Origin of the sequence: Bacillus sp. 2D03 (assembly GCF_003946765.1) — a bacterium.
Classification (GTDB): Bacteria; Bacillota; Bacilli; order Bacillales; family Bacillaceae_G; genus Bacillus_A; species Bacillus_A cereus.
Window position 1 is genome coordinate 429,766 of the sequence record NZ_RPSJ01000002.1, and the last position, 19,984, is coordinate 449,749.

Consider the following 19,984-nt stretch of genomic DNA (forward strand, 5'->3'; position numbering starts at 1 on the left):
AACTAGGTAAATCGGAATGAATATTCATTCCTTCGGTTATAAAGATTTATTATCTCCTGTTATTCTTTTTCATACCTTTTTTCGGAATGAATGTTCATTCCTGTCCTTATAACGCTATAGAATCAAATGATTCTAATAGCATTCCAACAACTTTCTTCCAATTCCTTTACCAATTCATCTGTATATTCTAACTGCCCTGTTTCCATTACTTTAATTAATTTTTCTATTGGTTGATATACAATAATAATTAAAGCAATTGGTGGTAATGGACGAAGCAAACCTTTTTCGATTCCATCTTCAATCAAGTTCATGAAGAAACCCATGAAGTCCTCGAATATTTCATTACTATGTTCATCTAGAAAATAACTATCACAGTGAGAATTTGTAAAAAGAAAAGCATCTGCATTTTGTCTCGCAAATTCAAATAAACGGTTGTATGTATGGCTAAACTGTTCACGAATATTTGCGTCGACCGGGAAATCATTTTTTATTAATTCCGATAGTTGTAAAACACTTTTCGTAAATAAAGAATTAACAAGCGCTTCTTTATTTTCAAAATAACGGTAAATTGTACCTGCACCTACTTTTGCTTTTTCAGCAATCATGGGAATTGTTGTACCATCATAACCTCGTTCTGCAAAAAGTTGTATTGCAGCATCAAAAATATCTTCTTGTTTGTTTTTAGCCATTTTTCCACCTCAATTTCCAGGAATGAAAATTCATTCCGTTTTTAATTATAAATTAGATGCGCTAAAAGTCAAGTGTGTGGCAAAGTATAGCTGTGATTTTTTATCCCCTATTTATGAATGAAATTATATGAGCGATTTTCTAGATATATTGGCGCAATTTAAAATTATATCAGCGATTTTCAGGATATATCAGCGAAACTCTAATTATATCAGCGATTCTCAGGATATATCAGCGAAACTCTAATTATATCAGCGATTCTCAGGATATATCGACTTACCGAAAGAAGTTCACAATATAAGAGGAGGCTATCCCAAAATTTCACTTGGGATAGCCCGCCTTCATACATGCAAATTAAAAGAAATCGTAAATAAACGGCTTACGCACTGGTACTAAATTCTCAAATGATCGTATTGCCTCGTCACTTCCACTAATGAATTCAAGTTCATTTAGTTCTAATGGCCGTTTATATCCAAGCATTATTGCCGATAACGCAGTTATATCCAGTTTAATTCCTTTTTCAGTTTTTTCTTCTACAATTGTTATTTCATGATTTGCAAGTCTCACTGTTATGTTATTCCACGGAGCAAATGCATCTGTAATGTTTAGGATCACTTCTTGCTGTACATTGTTCCAATTCAACTCATATTGTTTTAAAAACTGCTCCACATCTACAATTCTTCCCATAAAATATGGTTTTATTTCTGTCTTCACGCGTGGCTCTTGCAATGAATATAATAACGATTCGCTTTCACTTACTGTCATTTCAATTTCTTTAATCATAGAATCATGCTGACAAATAAAGTTCCACAGACCATTTCTTGCTTCATTATGCAGTGGTACAAATTCTTCTACTGTCATTTTATAGTTTTCTATTTTGTATAACATGTAACCTGCTGCCTTTTTATTTTCATCATAGTAAATCGCTAATGTTAAATCATCATAAACCGCTTGTAACCACCAGTTCTTCTCTCGAACTAACATACATGAAAAACGTTCTGCAAATGCTTCATAGAGCTTCTCGACTTCTTCTGGATGATTTTCTTTATTAAAACGTTTCACAGTACCATTTACTTGTTTTTTCATCACTAAATCGCTCTTACTCATATGACATTTGAGTAGATTCGCACAAAGTTCCCAGCCGTATTTACGGTAAAATGAAACAGCAAATGGATGTAACATAGAGACTGTAAAGCCATCTTTTTTCATTGTTTGAAGTGAATGTTGAAGTAGCTCTTTTACATACCCACTTCTTCTGTACTCTGGATACGTCGCTACTCCTGCAACGCCACCCATTTTAAATTTTTCTTTACCTATGTAAATATGAAACGGGATGAGGTGTAGTTTTGCAGCTAAGTCTTCCCCTTCCATAATGCCGTATATTTCATGACTTTCCTTCATTTTTGTAAGTTGCTGCTGTAATCGTTCCTCATCTACTGTATATTGAAAAGCGTATTCTGATAAACGTAATGCTTCTCTGAACTTATCTTCTTTTAATTGTATGACATTCATATAATTCTCCTCCATTCCCTGTTTGAATTATATCATAATTCTCACTATTATAATTCGGTAAGTGAAACTACAAGGACGTTTCAACAAAAAAAGCAGATACATCACGTATCTGCTTTCCATCCTTTTTATTTAGCTAATTTTTGAAGTTCGTCAAAGAATGTAGGATATGATACACCTACTGCTTCTGCATCTTCAATAATTGTTTTTCCTTCTGCCAGGCAACCAGCAATTGCAAGCATCATTCCGATACGGTGATCACCATAACTATTTACTGTATTGCCTTTTAGAGCTGATTTTCCGTAAATGATCATACCGTCATCAGTTGCTTCTATGCGAGCTCCTAGTTTCGTTAACTCAGCAACGACTGTATCAATACGGTTTGTTTCTTTTACTTTCAATTCATGTGCATCTTTAATTACTGTAATTCCTTCTGCTTGCGTTGCCGCTAATGCGATTACAGGAATCTCATCGATTAATCTAGGGATAATATCTCCGCCAATTTCAATTCCTTTTAATGAAGATGTTTCGATTGTAATATTTGCAGCTGGTTCTGATGCCCCTTCGTTAATTAGATCTACAGTGAACGTAGCACCCATTTTTTCTAAAACATCAATAATACCTGTACGGGTTGGATTCATCCCTACATTTTGTAATACTAGTTTACTATTTGGGATGATTGCACCTGCTACTAAGAAAAATGCTGCTGATGATACGTCACCTGGCACTTGAATGTCTGTTGCTGTTAATTTTTGTCCACCTGACAACTTCACTGTTTTCCCTTCGCGAGTTACTTTAACACCAAATGCTTCGAGCATTCTTTCCGTATGGTCGCGTGAAATATGTGGTTCTGTAACAGCTGTTACACCTTCTGCACGAAGACCTGCAAGTAAAATAGCCGACTTTACTTGTGCACTTGCAACAGGAGAAATATATTCAATTGCTTTTAAATCTCCGCCACGTATTGTTAACGGTGTAAATGTTCCTTCTTCTCGGCCGTCTATGTTTGCGCCCATTTGTTTTAATGGGTTTGTTACACGCTTCATCGGTCTTTTTGCGATAGATTCATCACCTTGTACGCAAGAGAAAAATGGTGTGTTAGCTAATATACCTGACATTAATCGGATTGTTGTACCAGAATTACCAACATCTAATACAGCTTTCGGTTCTTGTAAACCTTCTAATCCTTTACCAACTACAGTAACCTCATCACCGTTTTGCGTAATTTCTACTCCCATTTCTTTAAAACATGAAATCGTACTTAAACAGTCTGCACCGGGCAAGAAACCTTTAATTGTTGTTTTCCCTTCTGCAATAGAACCGAACATAACAGCACGGTGTGAAATGGATTTATCACCTGGGATTGTAATATTGCCATTCAATCCGTTATTAACAGGTTGTATTGTTCTTTCTTTCACGTTTTTCACCTTCTCATTTAAATTGTTTCATAAGTTTGGTATTCTTCTTCTCCAAGCGCTAGCTTTGCTTTCATACGATCTTCTTCCCTTTGGAAGCTAATACGTAATACCCCAAGCAGTCCTTCACGCGCTTCTAATATTTGCAAGTTCGTAATACTAATTTCCTCGCGCGCTAAAATACTCGTAATATGAGCCAATGCCCCCACCTTATCTAATACATCGACGTATAAGTCGTGATAGGCAGGAATTGCCCCTCTCTTTCTTACTGGTAAAGAATCACGGTATTCTTTCGCATCTGCAAAATAGTTTTGAATCTCGCCTGCATCTCCGGTAGAAACTGTTTTATATAAATCTTCCATTTCAGAGATCCACTCTTTTAATAATACCATTAAATGCTCTCGATTTTGCTTTACAATATCACTCCACATTTTTGGACTACTAGATGCGATACGTGTAATGTCTTTGAAACCTCCAGCAGCTAGTTGATGAATGAGCGGATTATCTCCTGCATGTTTCTCAACTTGCTTTACTAAACCTGCTGCGATAAGATGCGGAAAATGACTAACGATCCCTGTTACATAATCATGTTCTTCCGTATTTAAAACAAGAAAATGTGACCCTGTTCCTTTTAACCATACTTTAAGGTCTTCCACTTGTTTATTTGGCACGTGATTCATCGGTGTTAAAATGTAAAATGCATTTTCAAATAAATGTGCCTTTGCACTTTCAACTCCCGTTTTATGAGAACCCGCCATCGGATGTCCACCAATGAAAGAAACATCCTTTGAAAATAAAACTTCCGCTTCGTTCATAATAGACCCTTTTGTACTACCAACATCAGTCACTATAACATCTTCTCGTAAACGGAATGACGCAAGTTTGTGTAATAGCTTCTTCGTTTCTTCAACTGGAGAAGCAAAAACAATTAAATGTGCCTCTTCACATGCACGCTGTAAATCACCTGCTATTTCATCTACTACGTGTAATTCTTTTGCACGCTCTACTTGCTCTTTAAATATATCGTACCCTGTTATTGTTACATCGTGCTCTTTCTTAATTGCTAATGCGAGAGAGCCTCCTATTAAACCTGTTCCAATTAATACTACCTTTTTACGCATTGGCCTCATCTCGAGACTTATTTTTTTTATTTTCAAAGTGTTGTTTTAACACTGAAATCACTCCTTCATTTTGCTCCCTTGTTCCAACTGTAATACGGACACCATTTGGGAATGGACGAATAATAAATCCTGCATGTGCACAAGCTTCATAAATCTCTCCAGCATTATCTACCGGTAAAAAGATGAAATTAGTTTGTGACGAATAAAATGGTATTTCGTTTTCCTTACAGAAACTCTCGTATTGCTGTAATCCTTCTGTATTCACGTGAACTATTTCTTTAATAAACTCGTCATCACCAAAAGCAATCGTAGCTGCTTTTTGCGCTAATGAAGATACGTTAAATGGTAAACGTACGACATTTAATTTCTCAATTAGCTCTTCCTGTCCAATCGCATATCCAACGCGGAAAGAAGCTAATCCGTACGCTTTAGAAAACGTTCTAAGTACAAGAATGTTTTTATGTTTTTCTAAAAGCGATAATGTCTCAGGGAAATCTTTTGCTGTTACGTATTCATAGTACGCTTCATCAATGACAATTAACGTATTCTCACTAATACCTTCAATAAATTGATTCAATTTTCGATCATTCACATATGTGCCTGTCGGATTGTTCGGATTACAAATCCATACGATTTTCGTATTATTATTTACTGCTAATGAAATTTCGTCTAAATCGTATACACCGTTATTTAAAGGAATTTCTTTCACTTCACAACCTTCAATAATTGCATGATGACGGTACTGCGGGAATGTCGCACCAGCTGTCACGATGTTATCTCCTGCCTTGAGTACTGCACGACTTATGATTTGAATGACTTCATCTAAACCACTACCACAAAGTACTTGTTCCATTTGCACATGCAACTTATCTGCGATTGTTTGACGGAGCGTTGTAGCACCTCCGTCAGGATATAAAGCATGTTCCAACCAAGAATTTTGCAACTCTTCTAAAACTCTCGGTGAACAACCGAATGGATTTTCATTCGATGCTAATTTCACAAACGAATGATCTCCGTACACTTCTTTCATTTGTTCTGGTGATTTACCTGGTTTATATGGTTGTAATGATGATAGTTGATCTTTTACTTGCACGTTAAACCCACCTTTTTATTAAAATTCTTTTGCGTAGTTATTGTGTTGCATAATGTTTTGTTTTAATAATTCCATACGATCTTTTCCGAATTGTTCGACTAGTGCATCTGCAAGTTCCCATGCCACAACAGATTCAGCTACTACACCCGCTGCTGGTACTGCGCAACTATCAGATCTTTCAATACTCGCTTGGAATGCTTCTTTCGTATCAATATCAACGCTTGCTAACGGTTTGTATAAAGTAGGAATTGGCTTCATCACGCCTCTTACGATAATTGGCATACCTGTTGTCATACCGCCTTCTAAACCGCCGGCATTATTCGTTTTTCTCGTGTATCCTTTTTCTTCATCCCACAGAATTTCATCATGCACTTTGCTTCCCGGTTGTCGTGCGGCTTCAAAACCTACGCCGATTTCAGCACCTTTAAATGCATTTATACTCATAATTGCACCAGCAAGTTTTGCATCTAATTTACGATCGTAATGAACGTAACTACCAACTCCAATTGGCATACCTTCTGCAATGACTTCCACAATACCACCGATTGAATCTCCACTACTTTTTGCGTTGTCAATCGCATTCATCATTTCTTGCTCTACTTCTTTATCTAAACATCGAACTGGTGAGTTTTCAGTAATTGTTTGAATTTCTTCAATCGATAAGTTTGAAATATGTTTTGCTTTTACTCCACCAATTTCAAGAACATGTCCTGCAATTTCCACGCCTAATTCGCTTAAAATTTGTTTTGCAACTGCACCAGCAGCTACACGAACTGTCGTTTCTCTTGCAGATGACCGCTCTAATACGTTTCTTATATCACGATGACCATATTTAATTGCTCCATTTAAATCTGCATGTCCGGGACGTGGTTTTGTAATTGTACGTTTCATGTCTTTACTTTCTTTTTCCGAAATTGGCTCTGCACCCATTACTTTCGTCCAATGTTTGAAATCATCATTTTTTACAATTAACGTAATCGGTGATCCAAGTGTCATCCCGTGACGAACACCACTTACAATTTCAACTGTATCTGTTTCAATTTGCATACGTCTTCCGCGTCCATGACCTTTTTGTCTTCTTAATAATTCTTTATTAATATGTTCCGCCGTAAGTGTCAAACCTGCTGGTACACCTTCTAAAATAACTGTTAACTGCGGTCCATGTGATTCTCCAGCTGTAATGTATCTCATTTCTCTTGCCCCTTTACTATTTTTTTGTACAAAAAAGTCCCTACTGAGCGCTCAGTAGGGACGATATTTATCGCGGTACCACCCTAGTTGTAGACTTCTTTCGTCTACCTCTCTTCTTCTTTAACGATCGTTCGACCGTCTTACCCTCCAAAAGTTGTCAGGAAAGATGCTCCAAGGCTGTAATTCATGCTTACCTTTGTACTGATTCACACCGACCATCAGCTCTCTTTAACAGTGAGATAAGCACTACTGTTTCCTCTTCAACGCATATTATGATATGGAATTAAGATAATTTATTTTTGAAACCTTTTAACTCATCCATGAATCTATGGAATTCTGGAATGTCCATTTGTTGTGCAGAATCTGATAATGCAACTGCTGGATCTGGATGAACTTCAGCCATTACTGCATCTGCACCAATTGCAAGTGCCGCTTTCGCTGTTGGTAATAATAAATCTCTGCGTCCAGTTGAATGTGTTACATCAACGATAACTGGTAAATGTGTTTCTTTCTTTAAAATTGGTACTGCAGAAATGTCTAATGTGTTACGTGTTGCTCTTTCGTATGTGCGGATACCGCGCTCACAAAGAATAATTTGATCGTTACCTTGCGCAATGATGTATTCCGCTGCGTTAATGAACTCATCAATTGTTGCTGCTAATCCACGTTTTAATAATACTGGTTTGTTAACTTTACCTACAGCTCGTAATAAATCGAAGTTTTGCATGTTACGTGCGCCAACTTGAATTACATCAACGTAGTCTAATGCCATTTCAACATCGTTCGGATTTAAAATTTCACTAATAATTGCTAAGTCAAACTCGTCTGCTACTTGACGTAAAATTTGAAGTCCTTCTACTCCTAAACCTTGGAAATCATATGGAGAAGTTCTCGGTTTGAATGCACCACCGCGCATTAATTTTAAGCCTTGGTCTTTCATCGCTTGCCCTACTTGACGAACTTGTTCTAAACTTTCTACTGCACAAGGTCCCATGATGAACGTTTGTGTTCCGTTTCCAATCAATTCACCTTTTACATCAACGATTGTATTTTCTTGTTTCTTTTTACGTGATACTAGTAACGCTTTACGGTTATCATCTTCTTGTAACTCTAAGCTTGCTTTGAAAATCGTTTTGAAAATATGTTGAACTGTTGATGTTTCGAATGGTCCTTCGTTATGCTCTGCAATCATATCAAGTACTTCACGCTCACGTACTGGATCAAAGCGTTTCGTGCCTTGTACTTGCTTTTGCTCTCCAATTTTTTGAACAATTTCACCACGTTTGTTTAAAAGGTGTAATAGTTGTAAGTTAATTTCATCTACCTGTTTACGTAATTGATCTAATTCATGATTTGCCATTTGGAAATCCTCCTCTAATGTTTTAAAAGTATAGTAAGAGAATAAAAGATTCTCTATTTTCTGAACTGACTAATTATACAAATTTATAGTGGAATCGATACCTCTTCTTATTTTAAACTAATAATTCGTACAAAGACATGAACTACTAGTTAAAAACCCACTTTTTTGTACAAAAAAGCCCTACTGATCCAATCAGTAGGGACGATATTTATCGCGGTACCACCCTAGTTGTAGACTTCTTTCGTCTACCTCTCTTCATTGTTAACGATCATCTGACCGTCTTTCCCTTCATAAAGACAATACTATCTTTACTACGAAAAAGATGCTCCAGGACTGTAATTCGCTCTTGTTTATGTACTGGTTTGCACCAACCACCAGCTCTCTGTTACAGGGAAACAACAACTACTGCTTTTCCTTTCAATGCATGACTATTTAATTTTCAAGTTGAACCACTAAAATACAAAAAGTCCCTACTGAATAAATCAGTAGGGACGATATTTATCGCGGTACCACCCTAGTTGTAGACTAACTTTCCGTCTACCTCTCTTCACTGTTAACGATCAATTGACCGCTTTTTCCTCATAAAGACAAACTATCTTTATTACGAAAAAGATGCTCCAAGACTGTAATTCATGATTATCCCTGTACTGGTTCACACCAACCACCAGCTCTCTGTTACAGTAAGACTAACCACTACTGTGATCTCTTCATTGCACTTTGTTTATTCAAATGTTTTTGAAATTGAATAAGTATGATTCGTATTATAGAACGCTTTTCAAAACACTGTCAACAACTTTTTATATATTTTTTTAAATTCCACTTTCGTCCTATAATTCTTTTTGTAAATCACCCATTACAATTCCTATGCGAATTATTTCATTTTCTAGTAAATGTAAAACATATTCCTCTACTTCATACTGAACTAATAATTCTTTTATTTGTATGATTTCTTTTTCAAATAAAACGGCTTCGTGACATGTTTGTAGTAAAATAAAAAACACATTTGCAAACATTTCTTTATGCGCTTTCATACTTTCTTTTTTATGAAGCATTTCAATCAATAACTGCTTCATTTCCTCACCTGTACATTTACCATGTACACTTGAAAATGCACGAGACATAATACATAATCCTTTTTCTAATATTTCATCCATGTATAAAATAATACGTAAAAGCACCACATATTCTCTTGCAGTTATCTCACCCATTTTTGGTCGTTCTCGCAAAAATACACTGAGCCAAGCTGTCCAAAATTTTTGTTGTTCTTTTACACTTAATGTTTTGACGTAATAGCATAAAAACTGCATAAACTTAATTTTATTTTCTTCATTTTCTATTATGAGTAACGGGTATAACCAATCTGTTTTTTGCTCCCAATATAGTACACATTTAATAAATACAAAGCTAAGCCACTTCAAGAAAGCTTCTCTCGTATGCGGATGTAATACTTCCAAATGTTCTATCGCATACTTAATAAATCGCTTCATTTCTGTAAATAAAGGTAAATTTATTTGCGTGTAACATAAGCCGGCCCATGCATATTCCGTAATCTCATTTTGTTTTTTTAAATCTAAGTATGGTAACAAATATTTTCGGCACCATTGTTTTTCAATATGATATAGAAATGTAATATCTGCTATTAAACGAGCAAACATAAAGTTTGTTCGTTCCGAATTAACTCTTACTTGTTCTTCAAATAAAAATAAATATTCATATACATTACGATCGTATAAATGATCATATGATAACAACTTTAATAATACAGCCGTCATTTTTCCAACTGGATGCTGAATTGATTCATTATAAAAATCTTGTTTCCCAAGCTTAAAGTCTGTATCACTCTTCATAACTTGAGGAAACACTGAAAAAGCAAATCGTTTTACAACACGTATACTATTCTCTTCTAACTCTTCTAGTCGATTACTAATTTCATATAGAAAACTACTAATTAACCAATGAAAAGCAGTATTTCTAACAAATTTCTGCAATAGCGGAATAATTTTTTGGATTTGCTCATTTGTCATTCCTCGATTATTTCGCCATTCTCTAATACAAACAAACCATACTTCATTACTTATTTCTTGCACTCCTACTAATTGGTATGCAAATGAAATACTCCACTCTGTGTTTAATTTACACGCTTTTGATAACATCTCTAAAAAATGGCGTTGTTCAAAAACACCATCTTGCGAAAATTGCTGAACTTGCTTCATAATTTCAACATCTTTCAGCTGCAATAATCCGTCAGCAGTTACATTACAAGTAATGCTTTCTGCTGTATCTTCTTTCTTTTGTACACTGTATCGTTCAGAATGAAAATGAGGATGCTTTTGCTTCATTAACTCATACCCATTTGCCGTAGATGGGCTATTCGAATCACACTTGAATAATAAGTCTAATACGAGACATGCATCAAATACCCTCTCTTCTGTAAGATGCTTTATTACAGTTCGAGTGACTTCTTCTTTTGTTTTTTCTAAACAATGTGCATAATGCCTTTTTAAAAGTTGAAAAACTTCGTGTTTATAAGTGAAATCTAAAAGAAGTCCTTCATGTAACAACCATTTCATTTTGTCATCTACACGAACAAAAATATTTTTATTCATCGCATCAATTGCAATTCGCTTTTGAAGTACACTATTTGCTTCTATCATTTCTGTAATATAATAATCCGCTTTTTTCTCATTGTTTTCGCATAAATAAGTTAGACACTCTTTTACAATTCGTATTAAAAATGCAAGATCATTTTGATGAAACTCTTTCTCTACATTTTCCTTATTTCTTTTTTTCAGTGCCGTTTGTCTTAACGACAACATTCTCAATTTTTCTAATCCAATCATCATAATTGGAACAGCATAATAAGCGATATATGGCCTCATCTTTTCGTTCCAAATTTGCTCCACATGAGAAAATGTAGATACTGGTAAGCGACTCGATTCCTCGAGTTCTATTGATTCTTGCGTATCATTTCCCCATTTTCTTACACGTTTCAACTTCAGTTTTCCGTCTAAAATAAAAGTTAGTAACAATAAGGCAATTTCTTTATGCTCAGGAAAAGAACATTTTTGCAGTAACTTAGAAATCTTTTCTATAGAGCTACTATCTTTTTCAGCTGTTTCTAATAAAAGGAGTGTCCACCTTGCAAACAACAGCGGGTCCATCTTACTCTTCGTTTCGTTTAAGTAGTTACAAATTGTTCTCCATAATAACGGTGATATTTTAGAATAGTTTTTATAAATTAATTGAAATAATTCTTTCTGATGACTAAAAAGAAATTGTTCCACTAACCATTCTGCAAGTAATTCATCTACTTCATTATAGTTTGGCGTAAGCATAAACAAATTTTTTAATTTACCTTCTGCTTCTAACCATTCGACCCATTCATAATCATGAGCAAATTCCACAAAGTAACGTACTGTTTCAATTTTTTTAATCGATTGCTTTATGTATGATAATTGTTCCTGTTCTACTGACGGGGGAACCGTTACAATATCCCGAATACGCATTCTTTTCGTAATATAATTATCACCCATTAATTCAGCCCAGCGTTTTACCGCTTTTACGAGGGATTGATGATTATTCACCTTATTCGGATACACAATTGGTCTTATCCCTAAATGTTCCCAATGGTACGTATTTTCTCCTTGTGCGACAAAAGCAAATCGTCTTGTACTTGGTGGTAAACCAGTTGCTAAATATTTCATTACTGGGTCATTATGACTATATCCAACGAATAAAACGGTGTAATTTGAGAATAGATCAACTAAAAATCTTCTCGCCCACCCTTCTGTTAAGTAAGCCCTTCCAAAATCACCATCTGTTAAAATTAAAGCCTCTTTCTCCTGTTCTACATTACCATGTATGTAAGCAAGACCTTTAAAAGCTCTCCCAGTCGGTAAAGCTGGAGCGTAATAAACATTGATATCTCTATTTATTTCTTTAATTGCTGTTGTAAAATGTTGATCAAAATTTGTTGTTACAATGCGGATATCTGTATCTAAAGGAAATAGCCTTGGAATTGCATAATGCAATGGATTCGGTTTTGATTTCTCTATATGAACAAGATCTCTTGCGACTTGATGTACATCTTTTGTTTTCGCAATTTTACCAAGATAATAATCATGTGGTTCTGTTATTTCACGTTTTTCGACATATAACGTTTTTGCAATTTCATCAACTAAATCATCAAAATTCGGTAAGTTTGATTTCCCTTTCATAGAAACTCCCGCTCCAACAAATAACACTAACTTTCCTTGCTCAAGGTGATCAATTAACTCATCTGGAATTTCTACTTCTGAAGTAATCCACATCCTGGATTCCCCCTTACCTAAAAATGTCATACACTCTCATTTTACTATAACATTTTTTCATTGTTTTTATAATATTTAGACTAAATTCCGAACATGAAAAAGTTTTATGTAAATAAATCCGTTACAATGTATGAACTCCAGAATTTATTGAAAAACTATGTATAAATCGGAGGTGTAAATTTTGAATGATTTCACAGTAGTGCTTATCAAGTTTATATCGTGCATTATCGCATTTAGCATTGGGCTTGCTTTATTTTTCCCTGCAACGTTTGTTCAAATTATTTCATTCAGTCTCTTTGTTACAATCGTATCCTACATGTTCGTTGATAAAATCATTTTAAATCGAATTGGCAATACTGGTGCCATTATGTCGGATTTCTTATTAACATATTTAAGCGTATGGATTTTCGGTAATATTTTATTAGACAACTATATGCAAATTGCATGGGGCAGTATCCTTTCTGCCATCGTCTTCACTTTATCTGAAGTAATCGTTCATCGCTTCTCTAACTCTCATACAAGGCACAACAATGATAACATTCGTATTAATCGTCGCTTTGCATATGGTACAGAGTTTGCTGAAGAACAAAATATATTGGATAAAGATAAAAAAAAGTAACGTTTTAATACAGGAGCGCCCTTTTTAATTATGTGGTGCTCCTTTTTTGTATTTTTTCATTATGGTACGTGAAATTATATAAGTGATTATTTCAAAATACCGACTTACTAACAATATTTGACGCTATTTTTTCTAATAAAAAACTGCCTCTTATTTAGAGGCAGCCACTTTTAAGTCTTTTACTTCAACAACATCCGCAAACGCTCCCAATACTGCGTTATGATGTTTCACAATATCTTCAGCACGTAACACTTCTGTATTAAATGTACTATGTGCATCACTCACTAACGTTACTTTATATCCTTCACTACATGCTCTGCGCGTTGTCGTATCTACACAATACTCTGTTTGCATTCCCGAAAGAATAACGTGTTCAATTCCTTTCTCTTGTAACACTTCGCTTAAGTTTGTATTATGGAATGAATCTGGAGTCGTCTTTTCAACTATATTATCTCCTTCTTGCGGAGCGATGGCCGCATGGATTCGCCATCCATCCGTACCTTTTTCTAACGGGTGATCTTTAGGACCGTTATGTTGGATATAAATAACTGGAATACCATTTGAACGACATTCCTTAATAAGCTCTTGCAATGTTTGTAAAAACTTTCCCCCATTATGTACTGGCATTCCAGCTGTATACATACCCCCTTGCACATCAATTACGATTAATGCTTTTTTCATTTCACACATCCCCTTTGTTTGTATAAGCCATTATTATTGTTTATATTCCATCATCCAACAATCTTCTAATTTCCCCTCATGCAACTCATGTTCCTTTAAAATCTTTACTTTTTTAAATCCACTTTTTTCATAACACTTTATTGCTCGTTCATTATTTACTTTCGGATCCATTGCAATTGCTTCTGCTCCCATTTCACTCATAATATATGTAATTGCTACCTGAACGAGTTTTGTTCCAATTCCCTTTCCCCAATAGGCTGGTTCACCGATAAATTGGTCCATACCCCATACATTTTGTGATTCTTTATAGCCATATAACGCTTTCCACTCTGAATCCACTGGGTACATTTGTATGTAACCAATCGGAATGTTATCAAATTCTATTAAACATCTTTTTTCATTACTGTTTGGACTATGTATAAAATGATTAAGCACCTTTTCTACAGATTGCGGATTATCTCGTCCTTCGTAATAACGCAGGACTGCTGGGTCCGTTAACCATTTAGAAATGATAGATGCATCATCTTCCATTACGTATCTAATCAATAAACCTTCTTTTTGAAAAAGCATATTATACCTCTATTATTCCTTTATATTTTTTCTTGCTGTTACATCTTTCATTGCACCTACTAATGCATATGGTAGTAATGTAATCGCAAAAAATGCTGTAAATACGTTAAATTGCGGGATTGTATAGAGTGTGAACCATTCAGTGAAAAATTGAGAATTTAATATTCTATTAAAAAACTCTCCGCCTGGCCTAAAGTTTGGTGCCCACCCAGTGATTTCACACAAAATAAACAGTAACTGAACAATAAAAAATGCCCCTAGATAACGAAACCATGTCCGTTTCCATATAGGTTGTGCATTTTTTAATATATCCCCCATCTTACCCCCTCCTTAAATATCCATCATATTGATTATACACTTTCCTCACTTCATTTGTTAAAATTTTCTATATAATTAATACTGTTGGGGGGAATACATTATGTCTAATCCTATATTTACATCCACTTTAATCATTCTTAGAGGAAACTCCGCAAGTGGTAAAACAACGATTGCAAAACAACTACAAGAACATTTCGGACAAGGGACACTTTTAGTATCACAGGATGTTGTACGTAGAGATATGCTTAGAGTACACGACACAATGGGTAATTTATCACATGATTTACTATTTGAAATTACGAAGTACGGAAAAGGAAAATGTGAATTTGTTATTTTAGAAGGTATATTGAACAGTCATAGGTATAGTGAGATGTTAAAAGAATTAATTCGTTATTTTGATGAAAATGCATTTACATATTACTTTGATTTATCATTAGAGGAAACTATTAGACGACATAACACAAGGGACAAACGACACGAATTTGGTGAAGATTCCCTACAAAAATGGTATAATCCGCACGATACTATTAAGGTTGCCAGAGAAACTATTTTTACAGATAACTTTACGCAAAAAGATATATTTGATGCAATTCTTAATGATGTTGCGATTAAAAAACAAGCCTAACATAATATGTTAGGCTTGTTATATATTTTGTATTTCAGTTTTTATAATTAAACAATCTATACATAAATAATAGTATATATTCATTTCCCCAAACTGGAAATCAACTACTGAAATAAGTCCACGTTCCTCAATATCTTGAGTAATTGTAGCAACATATTTCATCTCTTTCGCACAAGTTGGACACGCCAAATCCTTTGGAAGATTATCATATAACGGTACCCCTAATAATCTACATACATATTCAGAACCGAACAAGTCAAAAGCTTCCCAGTAACTATCTTCATCTGTAGGTATATCTTCATTTTTCATATTTATAAGCTTTACCGTTGTTTTTGGTAATGAAGCTGGTAACTTAATTACAGATTTAGTAATAAGCCATTTAAAAATCCTATTATCCTTCTACTAAAAAAATAAAAGCCAGCCTCAATAAAGAGAACTGACTTCTATTTGGATAATTATTGTTATTATAAAATTTTCACTTTAACAGTTTGTCTTCCCCAATTCATAGCTTTACTTTTTGAACCCATTAAAACATCAATACGATTACCTTTAATTGCACTTCCAGTATCACCAGCGATAGCTTCTCCATAACCTTCTACCCATACTTTAGATCCTAATGGGATTACTTTCGGATCAACTGCGATAATTCTCATATTCGGATTTGCCGTTAAATCATGACCCATCGCAGTTAAAACGCGTCCACCATATGTACCATTTTCACTTGGATCAGCAGTATACGCTGTCGCTACTACCGTTAATTCACGTTTAGCAGACTGTATGTTGTTTTTAGATACTTCTTTCGCTCTCTCTTCTTCTTTAGCCTTTGCTATTTCTCTTGCTTTTTCTTCTTCTTTAGCCTTTGCTATTTCTCTTACTCTCTCTTCTTCTTTAGCCTTTGCTATTTCTCTTGCTTTCTCTTCTTCTTTAGCTTTTGCTATTTCTCTTGCTTTCTCTTCTTCTTTAGCTTTTGCTATTTCTCTTGCTTTCTCTTCTTCTTTAGCTTTTGCTATTTCTCTTGCTTTCTCTTCTTCTTTAGCTTTTGCTATTTCTTGTACTTTTTCTTCTTCTTTAGCTTTTACTATTTCTTGCACTTTCGCTTCTTCTTTGACTTTTGCCTCTTCTTTGACTTTTGCTTCTTCTTTAGGCTTTACTATTTCTTGCACTTTCGCTTCTTCTTTGACTTTTGCTTCTTCTTTAGGCTTTACTATTTCTTGCACTTTCGCTTCTTCTTTGACTTTTGCTTCTTCTTTAGGCTTTACTATTTCTTGCACTTTCGCTTCTTCTTTAGGCTTTACTATTTCTTGCGCTTTTACTTCTTCTTTGACTTTTGCTTCTTCTTTAGGCTTTACTATTTCTTGCACTTTCGCTTCTTCTTTAACTTTTACTTCTTCTTTGACTTTTACCTCTTCTTTAGGCTTTACTATTTCTTGTGCTTTCGTTGTTTCTTTCGCTTTTGCTACTTTCTGCGTCTTTACTTCTTTCTTTTCTTTAACTGATTTGTGTACTTTCGCTACTTGCTTCGTTTTCTCTTCAGTTTTCTTTTCAGTTGGTGCTGTACTTGATAGGAAAGAAACGTTTGCATAAGCAGTTTTTCCTTTATACTCAAATTGCAGCCATCCGTCTTTTACTTGATGCGTTGATTCAATTACATCATCTTTTTTTAGTCTGCCAAGAATTTCTGAATCCGTGTTTGCTTCAGTACGTACATTTAACAAATTCGCCGTTACATGATACACATCTTTTGTAAACTCCGAACTTACAAACACTTCTTTACCGTTCAATTCAATTTTTGACCAGCCATCTTCGGTATTTATGACTTTTAACTCTTGCCCATTCTTTACTTTTTCGACCACTTTTGATTCTGTAGTCGGTTTTTCACGTACGTTAAGTACATCTGCTGTTACGATTGTTTCTGCGGTAGCAGTTGAGGTAAACGCCCCCAATCCAAAAATAGTTGCTGTTGCTGCGCCAATTACTTTTTTCATATTAGCCTCCATTATATTTTTTCGAATTTTATCAAATGTCTCCGTAAAATTGTATAATTTTACATAATATCAAAACATTTGCAACAGTATATTAATATTGTTTAATATACCGTTATTAAAACTCCTTACTCCAATACTATCAAATTCTCATTTCTAATTCTATATATTATAAATCTCCTTATCTTTTATAAAAGCTCCATGCTCTTCTTCACACTAAATAGTTGTAGCAATTCCCGCCAAAAATAAACTTACGATTGCTAAAATTTGAGTAGCGACAATAGCCCCTCTTAAATGAAACTTATAATCTTTATATCCTTTCATACCTTCCGTACTAGGAATCACAACAAACCTTGGAGTAATCCAGCAAAAAATTAGCCAATCAATTATAAGTAAATCTACTAAATTGAAAATCATTAAAATACCAAAATTGTGTAAATAGGCATCCATATACATTAACTTTTCATGCTTATGTAGTATATATGTAGAAACGAAAGGACTACCGAAAAGAATAGTATTATATACAATATTAAAATAAATGCTTTGCTTTTTTTCATGAATCGATTTTGGAAAAACTACTTTTTGAATATCTTTCGGATAATCAGTTAACGAAAGTCGAGGATTATAATATAAGGACCCTAAAATCATTACAGATAGTACAATAGACATGATGACACCAACGTACATCATTTGTTCAAATTGATTCATATACTGTATTCACCCTTTTCTGTAATTACTATGATGGTCATTCACTTAATTACATATTGTATGTACGTACACAATCAAAAATTAACAACTAGCTTTAATAGCAAAGCAAAATTGTTGCAATGCAAATGCAAATTTAATACAGTGGAAGCCTAATTGATACAGATAGGATTGGTGAAACCTATGAAAATTGAACATATTGCAATTTGGGTAAATGACTTAAAATGTATGCGTGATTTTTATATAAAATACTTTAATGGTAAAGCAAACTCGTTATACCATAATGAAATGAAACAATTTGAATCTTATTTTATTACGTTCGAATCTGGAGCAAGGCTTGAACTTATGCGTAAAAAAGGGATTGAAAATAAGCCTAATTTAAACATAACCGGCTATGCTCATATGGCTTTTTCTGTCGGTAGTGAAGAACGTGTGAATGAACTAACAAAGGTGATAAAAGATGCTGGTTATCCTTTATTAAATGGACCACGTTTTACTGGAGATGGCTATTATGAAAGTGTAATAGGCGATCCAGAAGGCAATCAAATAGAAATTACGATTTAACTTACCCTTTTCCACCACCTCCGTATTTTTCCACGGATTAGGCGGTGCTGTTGCTGAGGTGCCAAATGAGCAACTGCTTACTTTTACCGAAAAGCACTATCAAACATATCAATATTCGCTACTTGGGAGCAACCAGAAGGTGCTGGTGGAAGTATTCGATGGGTGAAGACTTCCGTTTGGCAATGCTCCCCTTTACAAAAGGTGTCTATGTTAATACTCCTGACCTATCCATTAAAAATTGGACAGATGCATACTTCAGTTGCAACTTTGACCGATTAATGGAAGTAAAAGCGGAATACTTTGCGAAAAATGTCTTTAACTTTCCGCAAAGTATTCCGCTTTTTTAAACTATATATTCCACCTAATATATCAAAATATAAAACATCCATTTTTTATGGGTGTTTTACAAAAAGAATTTACATAATATAATTATTAGTTGCTTTTTTTACTAAATATCTATTCAGCAATCGAAAGTAACACTTTCTCAAGGTCTTTTTTAGATAACATACTTTCGTTTATATAGCCATTCTTTTAATTGTACTTCATCCAAAGCTCCGTTCCCCTCTCATAATCCTTCACACTATATTCGCTCGTTTTTCACAAAAGGTTCATTTTACATGAAAATTTATTTATTACAATAAAAATATAAGGTATATTTTTATGAAAAGGAGGAATTCAATAATGAATACAGAGGATAAAATTCACGCTGAAAAAGTGTTAAAAAATCTATTCATCGGATCACAAGTTGATGGATTACAATTTGGTATTTCTCCAGACGCTATAAAGATTCATTTCACAAACTTTCACGACTCAGTTGATTATGACGGACAATTATATATCAATATCGAATCCAAATGGTGTTTATTTAATAAACCTCAAAAAAGCTACCCATTAAATGAAGATGAATTTGAAGTTTATTCTGAGAAAGAAGAATATGAAAGAATATGTAAGATAAGAAGACAAAAAGTTACCGATATACAACTTGGCTTAGAAAGCCCTCATTTAATTATTACATTAGAGAGTGGACAAATTATTTTTTTAAATGGTTTTCATGATTATTATGAATGTTGGCAAGCTGGTGTCCTATGTGAGCAATGGCTTGTAGTCGCTGCACCTGGGAATGAAATCGCCACTTGGGCTCCCGATGAGTTTACCGATAAGTAAACTGTCTTCACGAAGAAGAAACGAAGATATTTTATGAAGTACTATACTAATGAACTACATAATCATTTCT

Annotated in this window: 17 protein-coding genes, 2 pseudogenes and 3 other annotated features; of the genes and pseudogenes, 5 read left to right on the forward strand and 14 right to left on the reverse strand. The window is 34.4% G+C overall.

Annotated elements, in window-relative coordinates; genetic code table 11:
- Positions 1–122: 122 nt before the first annotated feature.
- From EBQ15_RS07305 to EBQ15_RS07340, 8 genes are all read right to left on the reverse strand, one after another.
- A complete protein-coding gene (locus EBQ15_RS07305) occupies positions 123–689 on the reverse strand; it encodes a TetR/AcrR family transcriptional regulator (RefSeq protein WP_001107290.1) in 567 nt (188 codons plus the stop codon).
- A 352-nt stretch (positions 690–1,041) separates the two neighbouring features.
- Positions 1,042–2,199: a GNAT family N-acetyltransferase gene (locus EBQ15_RS07310; RefSeq protein WP_001100933.1), complete on the reverse strand. Its 1,158-nt coding sequence runs from the start codon at positions 2,197–2,199 to the stop codon at positions 1,042–1,044.
- 125 nt (positions 2,200–2,324) lie between these two features.
- The gene (gene aroA, locus EBQ15_RS07315) at positions 2,325–3,614 is read right to left on the reverse strand and encodes a 3-phosphoshikimate 1-carboxyvinyltransferase (protein ID WP_000664630.1); all 1,290 of its coding nucleotides are present in this window, start codon (positions 3,612–3,614) and stop codon (positions 2,325–2,327) included.
- A 17-nt stretch (positions 3,615–3,631) separates the two neighbouring features.
- Positions 3,632–4,732, reverse strand: a complete 1,101-nt coding sequence (gene tyrA / locus EBQ15_RS07320) for a prephenate dehydrogenase (protein ID WP_001228128.1) — start codon at positions 4,730–4,732, stop codon at positions 3,632–3,634.
- Positions 4,725–5,825 (reverse strand): histidinol-phosphate transaminase, encoded by a 1,101-nt coding sequence (hisC, locus tag EBQ15_RS07325; RefSeq protein ID WP_001197277.1) that lies wholly within the window; start codon positions 5,823–5,825, stop codon positions 4,725–4,727. The genes tyrA and hisC overlap by 8 nt, the downstream gene beginning before the upstream one ends.
- An 18-nt stretch (positions 5,826–5,843) precedes the next feature.
- Entirely contained in the window at positions 5,844–7,016 is a 1,173-nt protein-coding gene (gene aroC, locus EBQ15_RS07330) for a chorismate synthase (RefSeq protein ID WP_001269424.1), read from the reverse strand.
- A 53-nt stretch (positions 7,017–7,069) separates the two neighbouring features.
- Positions 7,070–7,289, reverse strand: a binding site (T-box leader).
- 10 nt (positions 7,290–7,299) lie between these two features.
- Positions 7,300–8,376, reverse strand: a complete 1,077-nt coding sequence (locus tag EBQ15_RS07335) for a bifunctional 3-deoxy-7-phosphoheptulonate synthase/chorismate mutase (RefSeq protein WP_001273575.1) — start codon at positions 8,374–8,376, stop codon at positions 7,300–7,302.
- A gap of 194 nt (positions 8,377–8,570) precedes the next feature.
- Positions 8,571–8,806, reverse strand: a binding site (T-box leader).
- A 54-nt stretch (positions 8,807–8,860) separates the two neighbouring features.
- Positions 8,861–9,096 (reverse strand) — a binding site (T-box leader).
- Positions 9,097–9,203: 107 nt separating this feature from the next.
- Positions 9,204–12,686 (reverse strand): DUF4020 domain-containing protein, encoded by a 3,483-nt coding sequence (locus EBQ15_RS07340; RefSeq protein WP_000265209.1) that lies wholly within the window; start codon positions 12,684–12,686, stop codon positions 9,204–9,206.
- 181 nt (positions 12,687–12,867) lie between these two features.
- Between EBQ15_RS07340 and EBQ15_RS07345 the strand changes: the two genes are divergently transcribed.
- The gene (locus tag EBQ15_RS07345; RefSeq protein WP_000997702.1) at positions 12,868–13,305 is read left to right on the forward strand and encodes a YndM family protein; all 438 of its coding nucleotides are present in this window, start codon (positions 12,868–12,870) and stop codon (positions 13,303–13,305) included.
- A gap of 150 nt (positions 13,306–13,455) precedes the next feature.
- Here the strand turns inward: EBQ15_RS07345 and EBQ15_RS07355 are convergent, their stop codons facing one another.
- The 3 genes from EBQ15_RS07355 to EBQ15_RS07365 are packed head-to-tail and all read right to left on the reverse strand — an operon-like array spanning position 13,456 to position 14,874.
- Positions 13,456–13,986 carry a cysteine hydrolase family protein gene (locus EBQ15_RS07355; protein ID WP_000709544.1) on the reverse strand — a complete coding sequence of 177 codons (531 nt, stop codon included), beginning with the start codon at positions 13,984–13,986 and terminating at the stop codon, positions 13,456–13,458.
- Positions 13,987–14,019: 33 nt separating this feature from the next.
- On the reverse strand, positions 14,020–14,556 hold the full coding sequence (locus tag EBQ15_RS07360; RefSeq protein ID WP_000898775.1) for a GNAT family N-acetyltransferase: 537 nt from the start codon (positions 14,554–14,556) through the stop codon (positions 14,020–14,022).
- Positions 14,557–14,568: 12 nt separating this feature from the next.
- On the reverse strand, positions 14,569–14,874 hold the full coding sequence (locus tag EBQ15_RS07365; protein ID WP_000502341.1) for a YfzA family protein: 306 nt from the start codon (positions 14,872–14,874) through the stop codon (positions 14,569–14,571).
- A 100-nt stretch (positions 14,875–14,974) separates the two neighbouring features.
- Between EBQ15_RS07365 and EBQ15_RS07370 the strand changes: the two genes are divergently transcribed.
- On the forward strand, positions 14,975–15,499 hold the full coding sequence (locus EBQ15_RS07370) for a kinase (protein WP_000070083.1): 525 nt from the start codon (positions 14,975–14,977) through the stop codon (positions 15,497–15,499).
- An 18-nt stretch (positions 15,500–15,517) separates the two neighbouring features.
- Here EBQ15_RS07370 and EBQ15_RS07375 read toward each other — a convergent pair.
- The 3 genes and pseudogenes from EBQ15_RS07375 to EBQ15_RS07385 all read right to left on the reverse strand — a co-directional run.
- A pseudogene (locus tag EBQ15_RS07375) lies at positions 15,518–15,856 on the reverse strand (hypothetical protein); the annotation flags it as partial.
- 107 nt (positions 15,857–15,963) lie between these two features.
- Positions 15,964–17,484 carry a cell wall-binding protein EntB gene (entB, locus tag EBQ15_RS31795; protein WP_000755642.1) on the reverse strand — a complete coding sequence of 507 codons (1,521 nt, stop codon included), beginning with the start codon at positions 17,482–17,484 and terminating at the stop codon, positions 15,964–15,966.
- Between the two features lie 213 nt (positions 17,485–17,697).
- A complete protein-coding gene (locus EBQ15_RS07385; RefSeq protein WP_001071231.1) occupies positions 17,698–18,189 on the reverse strand; it encodes a hypothetical protein in 492 nt (163 codons plus the stop codon).
- 180 nt (positions 18,190–18,369) lie between these two features.
- Here EBQ15_RS07385 and EBQ15_RS07390 point away from each other — a divergent pair, with 180 nt between their 5' ends.
- The 3 genes and pseudogenes from EBQ15_RS07390 to EBQ15_RS07400 all read left to right on the forward strand — a co-directional run bounded on the left by EBQ15_RS07390 (position 18,370) and on the right by EBQ15_RS07400 (position 19,914).
- The gene (locus tag EBQ15_RS07390; RefSeq protein ID WP_000687546.1) at positions 18,370–18,750 is read left to right on the forward strand and encodes a VOC family protein; all 381 of its coding nucleotides are present in this window, start codon (positions 18,370–18,372) and stop codon (positions 18,748–18,750) included.
- Positions 18,751–18,754: 4 nt separating this feature from the next.
- Positions 18,755–19,097 (forward strand): annotated as a pseudogene (locus EBQ15_RS07395) (BBE domain-containing protein); the annotation flags it as partial.
- Between the two features lie 334 nt (positions 19,098–19,431).
- Entirely contained in the window at positions 19,432–19,914 is a 483-nt protein-coding gene (locus EBQ15_RS07400) for a hypothetical protein (protein WP_001090910.1), read from the forward strand.
- The last annotated feature ends 70 nt before the right edge of the window (positions 19,915–19,984 follow it).